The organism is Pirellulaceae bacterium (assembly GCA_029243025.1).
GTDB lineage: Bacteria > Planctomycetota > Planctomycetia > Pirellulales > Pirellulaceae.
Genome location: JAQWSU010000002.1, coordinates 81,741 through 100,820 on the forward strand (window position 1 = coordinate 81,741; position 19,080 = coordinate 100,820).

The 19,080-nt window shown below is 52.6% G+C and carries 16 protein-coding genes; 8 read left to right on the top strand and 8 right to left on the bottom strand.

The genetic code is table 11. The features are described 5' to 3' along the window. Positions 1-107 precede the first annotated feature (107 nt). On the top strand, positions 108-2,753 hold the full coding sequence (gene glnD, locus P8N76_00470) for a [protein-PII] uridylyltransferase (GenBank protein ID MDG2380122.1): 2,646 nt from the start codon (positions 108-110) through the stop codon (positions 2,751-2,753). Positions 2,754-2,768: 15 nt separating this feature from the next. On the opposite strand, the gene mutM is transcribed toward glnD, so the two are convergent. Then, positions 2,769-3,611: a bifunctional DNA-formamidopyrimidine glycosylase/DNA-(apurinic or apyrimidinic site) lyase gene (mutM, locus tag P8N76_00475; protein MDG2380123.1), complete on the bottom strand. Its 843-nt coding sequence runs from the start codon at positions 3,609-3,611 to the stop codon at positions 2,769-2,771. A 162-nt stretch (positions 3,612-3,773) separates the two neighbouring features. On the opposite strand from mutM, the gene trpB reads away from it, so the two are divergent. The 3 genes from trpB (at position 3,774) to P8N76_00490 (ending at position 6,734) form a co-directional block, all read left to right on the top strand. Then, complete coding sequence (gene trpB, locus P8N76_00480; protein ID MDG2380124.1) at positions 3,774-5,000, top strand: tryptophan synthase subunit beta; 1,227 nt, start codon at positions 3,774-3,776, stop codon at positions 4,998-5,000. 68 nt (positions 5,001-5,068) lie between these two features. Further along, positions 5,069-5,872 (top strand): tryptophan synthase subunit alpha, encoded by an 804-nt coding sequence (gene trpA, locus P8N76_00485; protein ID MDG2380125.1) that lies wholly within the window; start codon positions 5,069-5,071, stop codon positions 5,870-5,872. Between the two features lie 325 nt (positions 5,873-6,197). Then, complete coding sequence (locus tag P8N76_00490) at positions 6,198-6,734, top strand: hypothetical protein (GenBank protein MDG2380126.1); 537 nt, start codon at positions 6,198-6,200, stop codon at positions 6,732-6,734. A 33-nt stretch (positions 6,735-6,767) separates the two neighbouring features. Here P8N76_00490 and P8N76_00495 read toward each other — a convergent pair whose 3' ends face one another. From P8N76_00495 to P8N76_00505, 3 genes are all read right to left on the bottom strand, one after another. Then, positions 6,768-7,694, bottom strand: coding sequence for an ABC transporter ATP-binding protein (locus P8N76_00495; protein ID MDG2380127.1), 927 nt, complete (start codon positions 7,692-7,694; stop codon positions 6,768-6,770). After that, the gene (locus P8N76_00500) at positions 7,678-10,200 is read right to left on the bottom strand and encodes a hypothetical protein (protein ID MDG2380128.1); all 2,523 of its coding nucleotides are present in this window, start codon (positions 10,198-10,200) and stop codon (positions 7,678-7,680) included. Before P8N76_00500 ends, P8N76_00495 begins: the two co-directional genes overlap by 17 nt. Positions 10,201-10,460: 260 nt before the next feature. Continuing rightward, entirely contained in the window at positions 10,461-10,769 is a 309-nt protein-coding gene (locus P8N76_00505; GenBank protein MDG2380129.1) for a putative quinol monooxygenase, read from the bottom strand. A gap of 276 nt (positions 10,770-11,045) precedes the next feature. Here P8N76_00505 and P8N76_00510 point away from each other — a divergent pair, with 276 nt between their 5' ends. Next, complete coding sequence (locus tag P8N76_00510) at positions 11,046-12,227, top strand: methyltransferase domain-containing protein (protein MDG2380130.1); 1,182 nt, start codon at positions 11,046-11,048, stop codon at positions 12,225-12,227. A 24-nt stretch (positions 12,228-12,251) separates the two neighbouring features. Here P8N76_00510 and P8N76_00515 read toward each other — a convergent pair whose 3' ends face one another. After that, positions 12,252-13,304, bottom strand: a complete 1,053-nt coding sequence (locus tag P8N76_00515) for an alpha/beta hydrolase (GenBank protein MDG2380131.1) — start codon at positions 13,302-13,304, stop codon at positions 12,252-12,254. Between the two features lie 138 nt (positions 13,305-13,442). After that, entirely contained in the window at positions 13,443-14,963 is a 1,521-nt protein-coding gene (gene trpE, locus P8N76_00520) for an anthranilate synthase component I (GenBank protein MDG2380132.1), read from the bottom strand. Between the two features lie 288 nt (positions 14,964-15,251). Here trpE and P8N76_00525 point away from each other — a divergent pair, with 288 nt between their 5' ends. Together P8N76_00525 and P8N76_00530 are read left to right on the top strand one after the other, a co-directional pair. Then, positions 15,252-15,776 carry a UvrB/UvrC motif-containing protein gene (locus P8N76_00525; protein ID MDG2380133.1) on the top strand — a complete coding sequence of 175 codons (525 nt, stop codon included), beginning with the start codon at positions 15,252-15,254 and terminating at the stop codon, positions 15,774-15,776. 27 nt (positions 15,777-15,803) lie between these two features. Further along, positions 15,804-16,889 (top strand): protein arginine kinase, encoded by a 1,086-nt coding sequence (locus P8N76_00530; GenBank protein ID MDG2380134.1) that lies wholly within the window; start codon positions 15,804-15,806, stop codon positions 16,887-16,889. Between the two features lie 22 nt (positions 16,890-16,911). Here the strand turns inward: P8N76_00530 and coaD are convergent, their stop codons facing one another. Together coaD and P8N76_00540 are read right to left on the bottom strand one after the other, a co-directional pair. Further along, positions 16,912-17,418: a pantetheine-phosphate adenylyltransferase gene (gene coaD / locus P8N76_00535; GenBank protein MDG2380135.1), complete on the bottom strand. Its 507-nt coding sequence runs from the start codon at positions 17,416-17,418 to the stop codon at positions 16,912-16,914. After that, positions 17,411-18,589 (bottom strand): aminotransferase class V-fold PLP-dependent enzyme, encoded by a 1,179-nt coding sequence (locus tag P8N76_00540; GenBank protein MDG2380136.1) that lies wholly within the window; start codon positions 18,587-18,589, stop codon positions 17,411-17,413. Before P8N76_00540 ends, coaD begins: the two co-directional genes overlap by 8 nt. Positions 18,590-18,877: 288 nt before the next feature. Here P8N76_00540 and P8N76_00545 point away from each other — a divergent pair, with 288 nt between their 5' ends. Beyond that, the gene (locus P8N76_00545; GenBank protein MDG2380137.1) at positions 18,878-19,060 is read left to right on the top strand and encodes a hypothetical protein; all 183 of its coding nucleotides are present in this window, start codon (positions 18,878-18,880) and stop codon (positions 19,058-19,060) included. The last annotated feature ends 20 nt before the right edge of the window (positions 19,061-19,080 follow it).

The window sequence follows — 19,080 nt, forward strand, 5'->3', positions numbered from 1 at the left end:
GAGTCGCAATCGTGATTCGTGGGAGACTTTTTTGCGCGAACCGGAACCTCAACTTTGTAACAAAGTTGGCAGAGGCGGTGGGCGTGCCGCTGATGGCGGAATCAGGCATGAAAAAGCGAATTCGCGACGATGTTGTCGGCATCCGCAATTGGGTGGACGAGGGCCGTCAAAAGCTCTTTCAGCAGCATCGGAAAGGGTCGCCCGGAATCCAGGTTTGTACGCAGCTCAATGAACTGCTGGATACACTGGTTCTCGAAATCTTTGAAGCTGCACTTGCCTCTTATGACGAGGATCTACAGCAGACGGTTCGATCACGTATCGCGCTCGTCCCGCATGGTGGCTATGGCCGACGTGAAATGGCGCCCTACTCCGATATTGATTTGATGCTCCTGCATACGCAGGGGTCGCTCCAGCTGGTGGCTCCGTTGGCGCGACGTTTGGTGCGTGATTTTTCGGATACGGGGATCGATTTAGGCTTCAGTCTGCGGACGATCGGGCAGGCTTGCCAAATGAGTGCTCGCGATCCCATCATCTTTACTTCACTTGTGGACTCCCGCTTTCTCGGTGGGAGCGTGCGATTTTTTCGCCGCTTCGTTAACGCATTTGACAAGAGCGCGCGACGCAGCACGGCCTCGCGGATCCGGATGGTGGGGGAGGCTCGCCGCGAGGAACGGGCCAAGTATGGTGAAACCGTCTATTTGCTCGAGCCGAATGTCAAACGCTCGCGAGGCGGTCTCCGCGATCTGCAGTTGATGCGCTGGATTGGCTTTATTCGCTATCGACAGGCAGATCCGGCGATCTTAACCCGCGGGGGGCATCTGGATGGGCCTGATTACCGTAGGCTTCGCCGTGCGCAAGATTTCTTGCTCAAATTGCGGAATGAACTCCATTTTCATGCAAAGAGTTCCAAGGATGTGCTCTATCGGGATGAGCAAGTACGAATTGCCGAACTTTTTGGTTATCAGGGCAATGGAAATGTGCTTCCGGTCGAGCAGTTCATGCAGGATTATTTTCAGCACACTTCGGCCATTCGTCAGATCGTCGCTCACTTCACCGATGGTGCTCGTTGGCGTCACCCGTTCTTGCGCAAATTTGTCTCAAATCTGACCAGTCATCACGTGGGAGGGGATTTTCGCGTTGGCCAATTCCATATTTCGGCAACGCAAAAAGGCTTGGGGAAAGTGACTTCTAACCTTGCTGACGTGCTGAGGATTATGGATTTGGCGGGACGATACAATTGTCGCATTGATCACCCAACTTGGCGTGCGATTCGTACCGCCATGATGTCGCGAAACGATATCAAGGTTGATCGGGCTGGGGCCGAGTCTTTTCGTTCGTTGCTCTCGCAGCGGAATCGTCTTGGTCGGCTGTTGCGACGACTTCACGAGTTGCGAGTTCTCGAAAAACTTGTGCCAGGTTTCGCTCATGCGCGTTGCTTGTTGCAATTCAATGAATATCACAAATACACGGTTGACGAGCACTCCTTGCGAGCGGTTGAACAAGCTACCGAATTCGCTCAGGCCAGTGGGACGCTTGGTCGTGCCTACAACAAAATAAAACGGAAATACTTGTTGCACCTGGCCCTGTTGGTTCACGACTTGGGGAAAGGGTTTCCGCGAGACCACAGTGAAGTTGGTGCGGAGCTTGCTGTTGATGTGGCAAAGACATTGTATCTTTCCGAGAAGGATACTGAGACACTCACGTTCTTGGTGCGCCACCATCTGATGTTGTCACACCTTGCGTTTCGTCGCGACACGAGCGATGAATCGATTGTGATCCAACACGCGGCTCAGATTGGCACTCCCTCGCAGTTGCGAATGCTGTTCGTGCTGACTTGTGCTGATTTGGCCGCGGTTGGCCCCGACGTACTCAATGACTGGAAGATTGATGTGTTGGCCAAACTTTATCAACGGATGATGCGTCACTTGAGCGGTGAAACACAATCGCCCGACGCCGATCAGCGACTGGCCGAACAACGGGCTGAACTCGTGACGCAGATCAGCGAAAGAGATGATCCTGATTGGCTGGCGGAACAAATTGAATCGTTGCCCCCCGCTTATTTGGAAGGTCCTTCGTCCCAGTATCTGATCGCAGATTTGGAACAGATGAAGGTCGTGGAACGAGATGCACCGATCGCTTGGGGACGCTATTTGCCGGAGCGGCAGGTTGTTGAGTATTCGATTGGTTTTATCGAAAACTCTCGTAAAGGAAGTTTCCATCGACTGACCGGGGCGCTGTCGGGCAAAGGCATGGAAATTCTGTCGGCGGAAATTCACTCACTTGCGAAGGGTCTCTGTCTTGATCGATTTTATGTCAATGATCAAGACTATCGTGATCAACCGCCGGATTATCGATTCCGCGAGGTTGAAGAGAGATTGGTGAATGCGTTGTCGACACAGCGCCATGAACCGCCCACATTTCGCCAGACCTGGCAGTCGTGTCGGCCTCAGGCACCCGTTACCGACCTGCCGGTTCAAGTTCGGGTTGATAATACAACATCGGATTTCTTTACCATTATCGATGTCTTTGCACACGATCGACCAGGTCTGTTGTATCGGATTGCGAAGACCTTAGCCGATCTTGATTTGTCTGTCGCATTCGCCAGGATTGGAACTTACCTTGATCAAGTTGTGGATGTGTTCTACGTCACCGATTCGGCCGGTAATAAAGTTCAAGGAGATGCAGTGCACGACCGAATCCGGCTGACGCTAACGAAGGCAATTGAGCCGGTGGAGAACGAGTCGCCCAGTTAATTCGATAGGACGAGTCTAGGGTCGGCGTTTTTGACACTTTTCGCAAAAGAAAGTGGAGCGTTGAGCTTGGACAATGCGATCGATCAGATGGGTTTTACAGCGGGGGCACGGTTGGTCGGTCAGATTGTAGACGCGATGGTGATTCTGGTAGCTGCCGGTTTGGTTGAGTGCGTTACGATAAGTGCCATCAGAAAGAGTGGAGCCTTCGTAGTAGATCGCTTCGTTCAAAACCTCTCGCATGGCTGCCTGAATTCTTTTGTATTGGTTCTTCGTAAGCTGATCACATCGCTGCTGGGGGTGGATCTTAGCAACGTGCAATATTTCAGAGGCGTAGAGATTGCCAATCCCTGCAACAGCCTTTTGGTCGAGCAACGCCACTTTGATTTCCCGACGACTTGCCTTCAGACACTCGTACAGGTCACTGGCCGAAATGGACAATGCATCCGGCCCAAGATGACGTGAGCCAAGACGTATTTCGAGCTGTTCATTCGAAATGAGCTGAAGAGTACCCAGTCCGCGGCGATCCCAGAACCAGAGCCATGGTGTTGTTTCGCTTTCAAGCCGGAGACCCAAACGTAAGTGCGTCGAGTTGGGGGGATCTGAGAGCAGAATAAGACCGGTCATCCGCGGTTCAATGATCACGGATTGCTCAGAGGAAAGTCCTAAGACGATCCGTTTCCCGATTCGGTGGATGGTTTCAATTTTGCAGCCAGGCAAGTGCCGTCGCAGCTGGTCGCGAGACGGTTTTACGCTGATCGGCTTCAGGCGGCAGGGAGGAAATTTCACTTTCGCAATTCGGCAGCCAACGACCGAGGAAATGCCCCGTTTCATCGTCTCAACTTCCGGCAATTCGGGCATCACAGCCTACCTAAAATACACGGGTTCACGGAGGGAGGTTAGCAGAGTTCCACGCTCACGATGTTAGGTAATCATAGGGATTCATTGCCGGCTCGCCCAGGCTTGACCCGTGCCACGGACCTGGCGATGGTCAATTGGATGGTGGCTTGCTACGATGGAGGAATGAGCACCAATACCTCAAACCAAGCGACCAGCAATGTCCCCGACGAAAGAGGCCGATTTGGTCAGTTCGGCGGACGCTACGTTCCTGAAACACTGACAAGAGCCTTGGATGAGCTGACAGAAGAATACGAGAAGGCACGCGTTGATCCGCAATTTCAAGCACGGCTCGACGAACTGCTCCACGATTATGTAAGCCGCCCATCACCTTTCTATTTTGCTGAACGCCTGACGGCCGAGTGTGGAGGCGCGCAAATCTGGCTGAAACGTGAAGATGTGAACCACACGGGTGCGCACAAAATTAACAACACCATCGGTCAAGCTCTGTTGACGCTGAGGATGGGTAAGAAACGTGTTATTGCGGAGACCGGGGCTGGTCAACATGGAGTCGCGACCGCGACCGCCTGTGCTCGCTTTGGTTTGCCGTGCGTTGTCTACATGGGCGAAGAGGATATCCGTCGGCAGGCTCCTAATGTTTTTAGTATGCGACTGTTGGGAGCGGATGTGAGATCCGTGACAAGTGGGTCGCGGACCTTACGCGATGCGATCAACGAAGCAATGCGGGATTGGATGAGTAGCGTCGAGACAACGCATTACATCCTCGGATCGGCGGTCGGCCCCCACCCTTTCCCGCGCATTGTTCGAGACTTTCAATCAGTGATTGGACGAGAAGCTCGTCAACAAAGTCTCGACCGTTTAAAACGATTACCCGATGTGGTTGTCGCCTGTGTCGGAGGCGGGAGCAATGCGGCCGGTATGTTCTACCCGTTTGTCGATGACGCAGCGGTTGAACTGCATGGAGTCGAGGCCGGTGGGCTTGGTGGCAAGGCCGGACAGCACGCGTCCCCGCTTACTTACGGTGAACCAGGCGTTTTGCACGGAAGCTACAGCTTTGTGATGCAAGACGAAGACGGGCAGACTTGTGATGTTCACTCGGTATCGGCCGGTTTGGACTATCCGGGAGTAGGGCCTGAGCATAGTTACTGGAAAGCGACAGGCCGAGTCCAGTATGGATCTTGTCAGGATGATGATGCCATGCGTGCATTTGATGTGATGGCCCGAACCGAAGGTATCCTGCCTGCTCTCGAGACGTCTCACGCAATCTCTCATGCTATGAAGGTGGCTCGAGAGCGGTCACCGGACCAGGTAATCGTCGTTTGTCTTTCCGGGCGTGGAGACAAAGATGCCGCCGAAATCGCTCGGATTCGTGGTACTGAGCCCACCGATTGAAACTTGCTTCGTGGCATTCATCATCTAAAGCTCGATTTAAACTCCTCTAAGTCAACAGAAGAATTTCCATGTCGGCTATTGATCAGCTATTTCAGGATCTGCGTTCGCAAAACAAAAAGGCATTTATGCCGTTCGTAACCGCCGGCGACCCCGATTTGGACTTTACCGTCGATGTGGTGCGAATGTTTGCTGAGCAAGGTTGTAGTCTGTGTGAATTGGGAATTCCGTACAGCGATCCCATCGCCGATGGTCCCGTGATTCAAGCGTCCTACACACGAGCACTGGCGGGAGGTGTCAAATTGAAGGATATCTTCAGCCGTGTTGGTCACATGGCGGAGGGGAATTCGATGCCTCTGGTGACCATGGTCAGCTATGCGATTGTTTATCGACATGGATTGGAGCAATTCGTAGATGACGCTCAGGCGGCCGGTTTGGCCGGAGCAATCGTGCCGGACTTACTCTCTGAGGAGTCCGCTGAATTGGACCAAATTTGTCGTGCACGTGACTTTAGTTTGATCCAACTCGTGACGCCCACCACTTCTCGCGAGCGAGCCGTTCGCATTGCCGAAACGTCAACCGGTTTCTTGTACTACGTTTCGGTGACTGGCATCACTGGAGCACGCCAAGAATTGCCACCCGAACTCATTGATCAAGTGGGGTGGTTAAAAGAGCAAACGGATTTGCCCATCTGTATTGGTTTTGGTATCGCTCGACCCGATCACGTGCGAACCCTCGCCCCGGTTGCGGACGGACTGATTGTTGGCTCGGCAATCGTCAAGCAGATGGCGGAGGCCGAGTTAAGAGGGCGAAACGGCGTACTGGGGGATCTGAGAGAATTCATTCAAGAAATGCTTGCCTCGCTCGCCGATTAGTTCGTCGCTTAAAAAAAACTTTCCGCGCCTCATTCGCTTAACGCATTTGCGTCAATTCCTACCGATTAACCGGTTGAGGAGGCCACGACGAGGATTCATCTGCTCTCACTTGCTGCATTGTCTGACCAAAAGCTTGACCGGTTGGAAAAGTCGAAAGTAAACTTGAAGGAGCGGTTGGTTTTTTTCACGAGAGACCAATCCTGCTCGTTGGAATGCCGATCCTTATTCATTGCATGTTACGACACAACTCATCTTTGGTGTCGAAAGCGGTCATTGATGGCTTGCGTGCAATTGTTCTCCCCCTGATTAACCAGGAGGCAGTAAAATGCGCTCGACGAATGCGGCTGCGCTACGCCGATACTTTGCAGGTGTTGCTGAACACACTTTTCAAACCCAGATTGGTGTGGCCGATCCGCCCATGATTGATTACATCAGCGATCTGCTGACGCGATTCGTGCGATGTGAAGCGATTTTTCGGGTGCGTAACCTGGCCGGTCGACCTATCCGCGAAGTTGCTGAAATGATGGTCGAGGCGGAAGAACGCGTCGGCAATGCGCGACGCGAAGTCCATCGTCATATCGGCGACTTTACTCTGTTTTGGACTGGGGTCTATCCGGAGGCTGTGCCGCGTTTTGTGGCGAAATCACAGCAAGATCATCTAGTAAACTACTGTGCGGAAGGGAAACGGTCCTATTTGATTGCCAGCCGAATCGAAACCGACGAACCAGAAAACGCTTCCAATGAGCTCTTGGAACGCTTAAGTCGGGAGTTCGAGTTGTGCGCCTATGGATTGCGCGAGGTACGGCGACACTGGGAAAATCATGATGGCCAAGATCCTCCCCAACCTTTCTTGATCAATTGATCAGGTCCGGCGAATCAGTTTTAGGGCGCCACTTTAGGTGACCAGACCTTTGGTGACACGCATGAAGACGTCTTCCAGCGTGGGATCCGTATCGTTGAAGCTGCGGACTTGCACCTCGTTGGCCATTAACTGATTCAGCAAATCGGCAACGCCCTGATCGTCCGTTTCTAGTTCGACCGTGACTTGGTCCTGATCAACTTGAACCTCTCTGCAGTGCGGTGAACTTCTAATGATAGACAGACCGGCCTCCATTCCTGCGTTAAATCGAACTTGCACGATTCGATTTCCTCGGATCCTTCGATAAACGGAGTTAATGGGGCCATGCATTAATAACTGTCCACGTTCAATAATTCCAATGGATGTGCAGCAGTCGGCCAATTCACTGAGAATGTGGCTGGAGATCATGATCGTCTTTCCCATTCGCCGCAGTTCTTTTAGCAATGCCTTCATTTCTAACCGAGCTCGGGGATCGAGTCCGCTCGCTGGTTCATCCAGAATTAGGACGGGTGGATCGTGCACAAGCGTTTTGGCGAGGCAGAGACGTTGTTTCATGCCGCGCGAGAGTCCATTAACAAAATCATCTCGTTTGTGGGTCAAATCCAACAGTTCTAATACGTCGCGGATGACTTGGCCCCGGCGCGCTCGAGGGATCGCGTAAGCCACGGCGAAGAAATCTAGGAATTCCCAGACCCTCATGCCGTCATACACGCCGAACGTGTCGGGCATGTAGCCGACACTGCGACGTACTGCCATCGGGTCCTTGGTGACACTGTGACCATTCACAATGCCTTCGCCACGAGTGGCTTTCAAGAGTGTCGTTAGAAAGCGGATGCTGGTACTTTTTCCGGCGCCGTTGGGCCCAATAAAACCAAACATTTCGCCGGCTTCAATTTTTAGATTCAGGCATTGGACAGCGGTGAATTCGCCGTACTCTTTACCGAAATCAATTAGCTCGATCATCGTCGGGCTCCAGGTTGATATCGCGTTCCGTATTTAGGTCTGACTGCGTTTCAGGGAAATCACCGTACTTAAGATTTGCCACCAGCACGGTTCGAAACGTTTGTTGACTGGCGGCCGGTTGGATGGTCAAACCTGGCATTTTTTGATCACACCAGCCAGCAAGGCGAACATCACCTTCATTGAGTCGAGACGGTGCCAGGGCCAATTGAAGCAGGGAGTGCACCTGGATTTCATCCTTACTTTTGGATTCCAGATCGACCCAACCGCCGAACAACGGTTGGGTTCCGTCGAATGAGATAAATTTCGCTTGGATCGCCGCTTTCGGAGGCAATTCGCCGATCCAAGCCATTTCAACCTGGTCGTTGACTTGACGGATAACGCCGACGTCCTGCAGTTCAAGCGCTGTGTCGTTGACAATCCGGAATAGACCGGGGGCAGGTTCGATCAGGCGTACACTGTTACCCAGTTCGTAGGATTCCTCGCTGTGGACCATTTCGGTTGAGTTGGAGTTGACCAAAAATTGATTTAACCGACTTGCTTCGTTTTTCTTGTCCATTCGTAGGAAAGCAACATCTCGAAACGAAGGTTGTTCCAGGACTCGCGCTGCACCAAACGGTAATGCCAACGCGGATTCGTTTTCGAAGGAGAGGTCGTATCCCGTTGACAGCGACGAGTACAATCCCGTGTAACGCGTCAGGTGAGCACGTGTGAAGTCGGGCTGTGTTTCCAAAATCGCGATCTCGGTGCGACTCCGCACGAAGCCAATGTCCAATTGGGCCATTTGCACTACGAAATAAGTGCTGGCGATCGCGATAATCGGAATGGCTCCCCATGCCCATTCGACTCGTCCAATAGCACGGAATAATGCCCAGTTCGCAGGGACGAGGATGAACAAATAGAGCGCCAAAGTCATCAAGATGAAATCACGTTTGGGAACAGAAATGCCAGCCGCTTTTTGTAAGGATTTGCGCGCTGCTGAACTACAGGCACTAAAATCGTTCCAGCCTGCTACCCCTGACTGCTGGCCGTATCCGTAGCCGGCCACATCGATAGGCTTGTCGTCTTTGGAACTTGACAATCCGTCGTCAGTAGCGTCGCGAGAAAAATAACGAAGCTTCGAGTTAATTAAAGCCTCGACCGGAAAACGACGCGGTTGCATATCGGGTAGGTCAGAACGATAAGCAAAGGTCTCGTTTAAGGCGGTTATGGGCTCCTGGGATTCAAAATCTTCACGAGATCGCTGAAGTGGTCGGATCTTGTTGAGCCAATTGATGCTCAGTCCGTTTTCATCTGAATAGGAATAGCGCCGACCGGGTCGTCTCATCAAGCAACCGTTGAAGAAATTGTCGAAACCACGCCAATTTACAAGCGGACGAGAGGTCAACGCAAAGGAGGTTGTCACAATCCGTCCTCGACCAACTCGCCGTTCTGCAACCAGCTTGTCGCTGCCCGGCACGAATGAACCGCCTTCATTCAATTTTAAATTAAATAGTTCAGGAGCTGACTCGGGATTGATCTCCAACGCACTAACTTGACCTGTCTTCAACGAAGGCACCGTCCAATGTTTGTTCAACGAAGCCACATCATTTGCGTTCATGGCGCGAATGCCGTTTGCCTGTGCTGGCAAATAATCGGCGAGAAAACTGCCCTTCAATGCATCGAGTGAATTCGGACCGCTGATGATTATTTGACCGCCCCAGTGTAACCAGTCCAACATCGATTGCTGCTGGTTAGGTGTGAAAGCGTTGGGGTCAATATCATCCAAGACGACATACGAAATCATGGTCCACATCAATGGCCACGATGGGATCGGAATGCGGCTCGAAACGTTCGGCAACGGCACGATATAGTCAGCTGCAATGCCACCTGTCAGCATGGACGGGTCGGGTGGCTTGATCGAATGAAGTGTTTTGAGGTATCCGTAGCTGTCGGGCCTCCGAGAGAGGACCACACAATAGGTTTGATAGGCTGCCAGCTTTGAGCCAATTTGCGTTTGTGACCAACGGTTTACGCCGCCCGTCGGGAGACGAAGATTGCTGTGCAGCCAGACTTGGCGTTTGCTCGTATTCGTGGTCGGTGCGAAGTAGCTCAATTCGAAAGATTTGGATTGACCCTTGGGAAGCGAAACCAAGCGGCTCGTTCGAAGGCGATAGTGGGAATTCTGCAAGGGCAACGGCTGGTTGCTCGAGCGAGCGGAGCTCAAACAGTCCAGCTCGCCAAAAAAATTGTCCTCATTGGATTTCAATTGTTGCTGGACCGAGAACCAATGCCCCGGTTTCACGCCTTGAAGTACGATGCTTTCATCGGTTGGTAAGACCTTCAGCTCTTTTGATTCAAAGGGCTCTACTTTTTTGGGTTTCTTTGTTTGGGACTCGTCAAGTTTTTCTTCACTTCTTCTTGAAAATAAGTTGCGACAGCCTTCACATCCCGTCGAGAACGAAAGTGTTCCCGCCAGCAAGAGCGAGCTGATTAGACGCAGAACGGAACGGAGGCGATCAGAGGCCACGTGCTTTTTTCTCGAATTAATTGCCGCGAAAGCTCGCCGGTAACCAACGGTTACCGGTCGGCAAATGGGACGATGCTAACTTCCTCAAGTTTACGCGCAAAATGGCTTCTCGGAAAGCGTGCGAAAACTGGGCAATGGATCCTTACAAACGGCGAAAGCAAGGTTCTGCAGGTTTTTTACCGGTATGATTCGGTGCCGAGTGCAAGTGAGAGAGGTGCGGTGTTTCGCAGGCTGCTGCGGAACGGACGCTGACCGTTCGATCAGGCGGGTTGAAGGATCTGGAGTTTGGCCGATTGAATCATCGCTTTGACTCGTGGGCGATAGGCCAGCATGTGAGGGGCAACAAGATGAGCTTCGAGGGCAGCGAGGCTATCCCACTTTTCGACGATGATCACGACGTTCGTGCGCGGTTCGGGTTGTGCGGCGATGTTGGTTTCTACATCAATCGTGGCTCCGTACTCGATACACCCTGCTTCGCTCTGGACTTCTGGAATCAATTTTTGAAACTCGTTCAGGAAGGCGTCTCGCTGGCCCTCGAGCAACTCGATAGTTGCAATCACGTGAATCATTGAATTAAATTGCTTTCCATGAATGGGCTGGCGAATCTCAATCCTGAAGCGGTGTTGGGCACGATCTCTCGCGAACCGACTCCCGGTTCGACATTGTGCGAAATTACGGTGAATGGAACAATAGGGCGTGGCGTGGAGCGGCGATGAATGATGGAGGGCTCGTAAATCTGATTGCAGGGTTTTACCGGTTGGTTTTACCGGTTGGTTTTACTGGTTGGTTTTACTGGTTGGCAATCGTTTGCGCTTTGAGGTTGGAAGGATAAAAAGGAGTCAAGCATGAGAGACGATTTAGTTTCGGCGACAGCCGAGGAAATGGTATCGCTGGACGTCGAACATGCAGTGATTGAACGATATTCCTCCGCGTCGCGTTCTACCGAGCCATCGTTGTGCTGCCCGGTCAAATATGACCCCAAGTATTTGAAGGTTCTTCCCGAGGAACTGATTGAACGCGATTATGGTTGTGGTGATCCCTCGCGTTGGCTCAATCCGGGTGAGACCGTTTTGGATCTTGGATCGGGGGGGGGCAAGATCTGTTATATCGCTTCGCAGGTGGTGGGTCCCGAGGGGAAAGTGTTGGGCGTTGACATGAACGATGACATGTTATGTCTCGCCAAAAAATTTCAGCAAGAAATTGGAGATCGGATTGGTTACCACAATGTCGAATTCTTCAAAGGCCGGATTCAAGATCTTTCGCTCGATCTGGATCGTTTCGATGCGATCTTGGCGGATGAGCCGGTGCAAACTGCGGCGGATTGGCTGAAGACGCAGAATCGTGTCCAGCAACTGTGCAAAGCATCGCCAATGATTCCGAGCGACTCGGTCGATGTTGTGATTTCAAATTGCGTCTTGAACCTCGTCGACTTGGAAACTCGTGCCCAATTGTTTGCGGAGATTTATCGAGTCTTACGAGACGGTGGGCGGGCAGTCATCAGTGATATTGTCTGCGATGAAGCTGTTCCTGAGCGATTGCAACAGGACGCTTCCTTGTGGAGTGGATGCATCAGCGGTGCCTTCGTGGAAGTTGACTTTTTGAAAGCGTTTGCAGAGGCTGGTTTTTATGGAATCGAGCTCGTGGACCGGCCCGACGAACCTTGGGCAACGGTCGAAGGAATTGAATTTCGAAGTATCACGGTTCGTGCCTTTAAAGGAAAAGAAGGACCCTGTATGGATCATCGACAAGCGGTGATTTACAAGGGGCCCTGGAAGCAAGTGGTTGACGATGATGGGCACACGCTGAGACGGGGTGAGCCGATTGCTGTCTGCAAGAAAACGTTCGACATCTACGTGCGTGAGCCTTACGCGGAGCAAATCGTGCCCGTGCCGCCGCGGGTGGCTGTTTTTGAGCCCCAGCCGTTTGATTGCCGACAAGATCAACTGCGGCGTCCGTCGGAAACCAAGGGGCCCGATTTTAATCAGACCGAATTGCCAGACAACTGTTGTGGATCTGACGACTGTTGATAGGGCAGCCAGATAGGCCCTCGTTTACTCGCTCAATTTCGCAATGATTTGGTCACGTGCTTTGATCGCGTTGCTTGTTGGTGTCGAGCTCAGGACGCTGTTGTGATCGAAACCTCCGATGAACAGATCGTCCACTCCCTCCAAGCGTCCTCGTCTCACGGATACGATGCCGTCTCCTCGACCCGCTACCAGTTCGTCAAGTTCGGGAAGATTGGACTTGAGCTGACTCTTCATCTCTCGAATCCAAGAACAGTGTGCACTGACGTGGGCGAGGCACTGTCGGGTTCTCTTCAGCGTGTTCTGGTCTAAGGGCGCATCAGAGCCCAGGAAGATGCTGTACCGCACCTTTGTGTTTCTGGGCCGCGCATTAAGCTGTCGAAGGAAATTCGAATCTGGTGTCATGTCATCTGTAGCTTCCGCCAGACCGTCAACAATCGATCCATAGATGAAACCGGCTTCTTCGCGACGACGATCGCAGGTGATGTATTCAATCAGATCCATCGAATAGGCGATTCGAGCGAGTTGCGATCCGTGGTTGGGCGGGGCGATCATAACCAAACGACGAACATTCCCTGGATCCAATCGAGGATTTTCAATTGTTTCGCGGGCGATTAAGCCGCCCATCGAATGAGTGACGACTGAAATCTCCTGATCCTGTTCGCTCAACACCTTGGATAGGAGTTGAGCCGAGTCAGCAAGTGCCTGGTCATTGGGATAGCGAAACGTGGCGCAACGGTGTCCGGCTTTTTGGGCTTGTTCCACCAAAACGGTCAAATCTTCTGGCCGCGAATTGTAGCCGTGGACGAAGACCACAAGTGAGGAAGACGCTTGCGGCAGCGTCGTATCTTCGAGCATTTGCAGCCCGTAGTCGGGCTGGGTTTGCGGGCCGTACCAACGAAGTGTGCAATTGCGGCAGCAATCTTTCCAACTCGTTTCCAGTGATTCGACGTGGCCCCAGAATCGGCCCCAACCGCGTCGGAGGGCGCCGGGTTCGTTGGCCTCAACCCGTGTGGGTGACGCACCGATTGTGAGACAACAAAACGCAATGGCGAGGGGGAGACGGCAGAAACGAAACATAGGGAGCTCCTGTCGGAATCGTGGTAGGCCTCCACCTATCGTACTGCTTTTCGTCGAGTTGGGGGAAATGCCGGGTGGGAAAGCGTGCGGATGGGATCGCTAACTCTTTTTCTCTGCTGGAGTTATTGAGACTTGGCGTTATTGGGGTTTGATTTGTTGGGAGGCGGAAGTTCGTTGTTCCGTGATTTCAATCGCTTTGAGTAATCCCTTGGCTTTGTTTAGCGTTTCCTGGTATTCCAGTTCTGGAACGCTGTCGGCAACGACACCCGCACCGGCTTGGACGTAAGCCGTTTGCCCTTGCACCACCATCGTTCGCAAGGCGATGCAGGTATCCATGTTTCCGCCGTAATCGATATAGCCGACGGCGCCGGCGTAAGGACCTCGACGATGGGGTTCCAGCTCGTCAATTATCTCCATGGCACGTACTTTGGGTGCTCCGGAAACGGTTCCAGCAGGCACACAGGCCCGAAGTGCATCAAACGCGTTTTGATCTTCCGCCAGCTCGCCAGTCACATTCGAGGTGATGTGCATGACGTGGCTGTAACGCTCGATTGTCATCACATCGCTTAGTTCGACTGAACGATATTTGGCGACACGTCCGACGTCGTTACGGCCAAGATCGACGAGCATCACATGTTCGGCTCGTTCTTTGGGATCGGCGAGTAGTTCATCCGCCAATTGTTGATCTTCCTGATCCGTTTGACCCCGTCGCCGGGTGCCCGCCAGCGGGCGAACGGTGACCTTGTTTTCCATGACACGACACATTATTTCCGGTGAACTACCAACGAGTGTTGCGTCATTCGTTCTCAGAAAGAACATAAATGGGCTTGGATTGACAACCCGCAATGTTCGATAGATGTCGAAGGGATCTGCAGAGATTTCCACTTGCAGTCTTTGGCTGATGACGACCTGGAAAATGTCACCGGCTCGAATGTATTCAACACAGGATCGGACAGCATCTTCGAATCGTTGCTTTTCAAAGTTGGATTGGAACGATAGCTGTAACTTTCCAGACGAATCGATATCGTGAAGATCGAGTTCCGAATCGGGATTCGCCAGTCGTTCGATCGTTTGATCGAGTTTCTCTTGGGCGCGACGATAAACGGTGCTGGCGTCTATGTCGCCCTCTGTGTTAGCAAGCACGATCACGAGCATTGTTTTCGTGACATTGTCAAAGACAATCAGTTGATCGTAGAAGGCGAAGGCAAGATCCGGAAGTTCCCGATCATCTTCGGGGGCGTCCGGCAGATTTTCGGTATACCGGATCATGTCGTATGCGGTGTAACCGACGGCTCCCGCGACGAACGGCAGGTGGGCTAAGCCGGGGACTGAAGCGACTTGGACATTGGAAAGCTGACGGTGCAGCTCATCGAGCGGATCGTCGCAGTCGTATTGTTCGACTTGGTCGCTCGATTGAATGATGATGTGCTTGCGAAATGCCGACAGTTCCCGGAACGGATCCACCGCGAGAAAGCTGAATCGGCCCACTTTTTCGCCGCCGATCACGCTTTCGAACAGGCAAGCGGCCCCCCCAGAGTCGATTTTATGGAAGGCGGAAACGGGGGTCAGGGAGTCGCAAAGCAGCCGTCGATAGACCGGGACACGGTGGTTTTTTGCAGCAAGCTTCGCAAATGTGTCGAATTCGGGTGTATGCGTCATCGGGTCAGCTTAACAACGGGTCGGCTCGCCAACAATGTCCGTTGTTGCAACGAAAACAGGTATAGAATGAGGCGGGATCGTGATCTTAGCATTTGAATTGTTTAAAGTGCCATTTGGATTATCCATCGGTTGGCGCCATCAACCTTGACAGGTTTGGGGCCGCTGTTAGAATCCATCGGGCCGTTGTAAGTCGTGGCGCAATACGGTGTTGCACCTATCTTTGGGCCATATGAGTCAGCTTCCTTACCGCCGAACCTGCATTTTCGGTGGACAAACCCGGGTGAATCGATGAAGTGTAAATTCTGCGAGAAACCTGCAACCTTTCATATCACGGAACTCACGGGTCCAGAGATGCAAGAGTTGCACCTGTGCGAGGATCACGCGCGTCAGCATTTGGCCCCCGGTGACAGCGAGGCCGATGTGCCTTCCACGAGTCTCGCGGGAGCCTTGGCTCAGCAGCTGAAGATTGGCCAGACGGCGGAGGATCTGGCTCGTCTTGATCAACAAGCCTGTCCCGTTTGCGGAATCACCTTTTTTGAGTTTCGTAACGAAGGCCGATTGGGCTGTCCGCACGATTACATTAACTTTGCCTCTGAACTTGAACCTTTGATCGTTAATATTCACGGTTCTACCCAGCACGCGGGAAAGCGTCCCAAGCGAGCTTCCGGCGGATCTGACTGGCAGACCGATCTAATCCGGCTTCGACGCGAGTTGAAAGACGCCATTGAGGAAGAAAAGTACGAGCGCGCGTCGGAATTGCGCGACGAAATTCAGCGAATTGAAGAGATGGCGGAGACTGGAAAGCGACCGTAATTTACACGGACCCAACGGATGGAATTTATGGAACTGCATCGCACGATTCACCGACTTGCTGGCCAATGCGGGCAGTGGCTGCGCGGCTCGGGACCCGAGTCGGATATTGTCATCAGCAGTCGAATTCGACTTGCTCGAAACCTTGCCGACTTTCCTTTTGTGCGGCGTTGCACGGACCATGATCGGGCGGCGATTGAGTCGACGGTTCGCGACCGGCTGGAACGTTGTAGCGACCTGTCCGGGTTGATCTTTTTGGACGTGGCCGACATGGAATCTGTCGACCGACAATTCCTGGTCGAACGCCAATTGATCAGTCGTGAGCTTGCTGAATCTGCCGGCGCACGAGCCGTTGCGATCGATGCGGAAGAACAACACAGCCTAATGATCAACGAGGAAGATCATCTAAGAATCCAGCTGATGAAGAGTGGCTTGGATCTGGAGAGCACCTGGGCGCAAATTAACGAAATTGATGATCTGATCGAGTCTCAGCTTAACTACGCATTTCATGATCAGTTGGGATACCTGACCGCCTGTCCGACGAACGTCGGTACCGGTATGCGTGTCAGCGTCATGTTGCATCTTCCCGCACTCGTGATCACTCGGCAAATTGACAAGGTCTTTCGCAGTCTGCAAAAAATAAGTCTGGCTGTCCGCGGACTCTATGGTGAAGGGTCGCAAGCGATGGGAGATTTTTATCAGATAAGCAATCAAATCACGCTGGGCCGCGACGAACAAGAGCTCATTCGACAGGTTGGCGATGTGGTCCCCGTTTTGATCGACTACGAACGTCGTGCTCGGGAATATTTGGTGCGAGAGAGCCAAAAAGATCTCCACGATCGAGTTAGTCGAGCTTATGGGATCCTCTGTACGGCTCAAACCATTAGCAGCGAAGAAACGATGCACTTGTTGTCGAGTGTCCGCATGGGCGTTAATCTTGGCTTGATCCAAGATGTTGAGATTCCAACGATTAACCAACTGTTCATCCACACGCAACCGGCCCATTTGCAGAAGATTCGTGGTATCGAACTTGGTACAGCCGATCGCAATATCGAGCGTGCACTCTATCTGCAACGCCATTTGTTGAAGAACGCCGACGAGTCCGAGAATAACTAAGTGGTGGCGACGAATTGACGACTTACTTCTGGGGGCTCAGCTTCGCTCTGAGTGCGGGTATGATTTCAACCGGCACGAACTTGGCCAGCTTAGAATCGTCTGCCAGCGGCGTGATTTGCTTGATTAGCGAACTCGACACGTGAGCCAGGTTTTGATCCGCCATCAGGAAGACCGTTTCAATTTCAGAGTTCAACTCGCGGTTGGCGAGCATCATCGTGAATTCTGCCGCGATGTCAGTGAGGGGTCTGATGCCTCGTACCATCACGCTCGCATGGCACTCCTGCACAAAAGAGACGGCCAACCCACTGAAGGTTCGTACTTCGACATTCGATAGATGAGCGGTCACTTGGCGAATCAATGCGACTCGCTCTTGTGGGGAAAACATCGCGGCTTTTTCTACGTTGACACCAACCCCGATCACCAATCGATCGACGAGTCGACTGCTCCGTTCGATGACATTGACGTGACCAAGCGTGATCGGGTCAAACGATCCGGTATAGACGGCTCGTCGTTGATGGGGATCAGTCATTGTTTTGGCCCCTCGAAGGGATGATCATTTTCTGGATCGTGCTGATCATTCGGTCGATGTCCTCATCGCTGTTGTAGGCGTGAGGGCTGATACGTACACCGCCACCGCGGCAGCTAACAGCGATCTTATCGTCCAGACAGGCTCGCCGCACCTGCAGAGGCTCGACTTCTGGGACTTCAAAAGTCACGATTCCGGATTGATGGTCGATCGGCGGTCGAGGAAAGACCCGGGCACCGCAGGCTGCGAGTCGGGTGGAAGCTCGCTCTGCGATGGCGAGGATTCGCTCTGCCAGCGGCGAAACATCGGACCGAAGTCCCTGTTCGGTCAACAGTTCCAAGCTGGCTGCCAAGCCAAGAAAACCAGTCATGTTTCGCGATCCGCCTTCGTAGCGTGCCGCATCCGCCCGCATTTCAAATTGATCATGACTGAATTCGAACGCGTTTTTTACGCTATGCCAGCCGACGCCAGTGGGACGGAGCAAGTCCAGGTGTTCGATGCGAGTGAAAAAAATGCCAGCTCCTTCGGGTCCCAGCAACCATTTATGTCCGTCAGCGGCGAGAAAGTCGATCTGGGTCGTTTTTACGTCAATCGGAAAGACTCCTAATCCTTGAATTGCATCGACAAATAACAAGCTGTTTTGATCATGAGCCATGGTGGCAGCTGCCGCTAAATCAATTCGCCAACCGCTCGAATAGCCAATCCAACTGAGCGAGACGATTCGCGTGCGTTGATCGCAATGTTCAGCGATCCGATTCAGGTCCACGCGCCCCTGATCGGTGGGAACTACCCGCGTTTCGACGCCACGATGGGCCAAGTTCAGCCAGGGATAGCGGTTCGATGGAAACTCGCTGTCCAGCGTGACAACGTTATCGCCCGGTTGCCACGGAAAGCCCTCCGTAACCAGATTAATGCCAGCTGTTGTACTTGGTATAAGCGAGATTTCGGCAGGGCTCGCATTAATAATTTGGCTCGCGAATGCCCTGACTTGTTCCGCTCGACGGTACCATGCTGTCCAGTCAGTCGCCCCATCGTTCAACGCCTGATCGCACCAGTTGCGAATGGCCTTGACGGTAGGCAGAGGCAACGGGGCGACAGCCGCGTGGTCCAGATAGGCCCAGTTTTGAGCGACAGGCATCTGGGCCCGGAAATTCTCCCAACAATTAGTCATCATGTTGTTACCCGTTCGACGTAAAAAATTCTTGGCGTCCGCGCGTCTTTGTTCGATTGCGTCTCAAAATCGACACCTGGGAATATCCTGCTTCACTTAATCTGGTCGTGGATTGTGTCGATTTAAACGAAAGAAGCGACTAGATCGACCCTGACACCCTGTGGTATGTTGCTTCTCCTATTTACCGAGACAGGGAAAGATGACATTGAAAACATGCCAATCTATAATGGCATAATCAGAGGCTACGGGGATTAGTTCGTGGTTGGACTCGCACCTTTAAGGACACAGAGAATGGGCAAGGGGATGACAATTGGAGGCATGGTGATCGCCGTGCTGCTGCTCATTCTTTTCTTGCTTGACCTCATTTTGGGGTTTCCATTCAAGAAGGCCAGTATCACTACGGACATTCTGTTCGTTATTTGTGCCATTGGGCTCGGCTTTCTGAGTTGGTCGACCCTGAAGGATTTTGACTAGCTTAGCGATATCGCAAAACG

Coding starts and splice junctions, on each gene's coding strand:
- glnD (MDG2380122.1), top strand. CDS start 108: ATGAAAAAGCGAATTCGCGACGATGTTGTCGGCATCCGCAATTGGGTG.
- P8N76_00490 (MDG2380126.1), top strand. CDS start 6,198: ATGCGCTCGACGAATGCGGCTGCGCTACGCCGATACTTTGCAGGTGTT.
- P8N76_00540 (MDG2380136.1), bottom strand. CDS start 18,589: ATGATGACTAATTGTTGGGAGAATTTCCGGGCCCAGATGCCTGTCGCT.
- trpA (MDG2380125.1), top strand. CDS start 5,069: ATGTCGGCTATTGATCAGCTATTTCAGGATCTGCGTTCGCAAAACAAA.
- coaD (MDG2380135.1), bottom strand. CDS start 17,418: ATGACTGATCCCCATCAACGACGAGCCGTCTATACCGGATCGTTTGAC.
- P8N76_00545 (MDG2380137.1), top strand. CDS start 18,878: ATGGGCAAGGGGATGACAATTGGAGGCATGGTGATCGCCGTGCTGCTG.
- P8N76_00505 (MDG2380129.1), bottom strand. CDS start 10,769: ATGATTCACGTGATTGCAACTATCGAGTTGCTCGAGGGCCAGCGAGAC.
- P8N76_00530 (MDG2380134.1), top strand. CDS start 15,804: ATGGAACTGCATCGCACGATTCACCGACTTGCTGGCCAATGCGGGCAG.
- P8N76_00495 (MDG2380127.1), bottom strand. CDS start 7,694: ATGATCGAGCTAATTGATTTCGGTAAAGAGTACGGCGAATTCACCGCT.
- mutM (MDG2380123.1), bottom strand. CDS start 3,611: ATGCCCGAATTGCCGGAAGTTGAGACGATGAAACGGGGCATTTCCTCG.
- P8N76_00515 (MDG2380131.1), bottom strand. CDS start 13,304: ATGTTTCGTTTCTGCCGTCTCCCCCTCGCCATTGCGTTTTGTTGTCTC.
- P8N76_00525 (MDG2380133.1), top strand. CDS start 15,252: ATGAAGTGTAAATTCTGCGAGAAACCTGCAACCTTTCATATCACGGAA.
- trpE (MDG2380132.1), bottom strand. CDS start 14,963: ATGACGCATACACCCGAATTCGACACATTTGCGAAGCTTGCTGCAAAA.
- trpB (MDG2380124.1), top strand. CDS start 3,774: ATGAGCACCAATACCTCAAACCAAGCGACCAGCAATGTCCCCGACGAA.
- P8N76_00510 (MDG2380130.1), top strand. CDS start 11,046: ATGAGAGACGATTTAGTTTCGGCGACAGCCGAGGAAATGGTATCGCTG.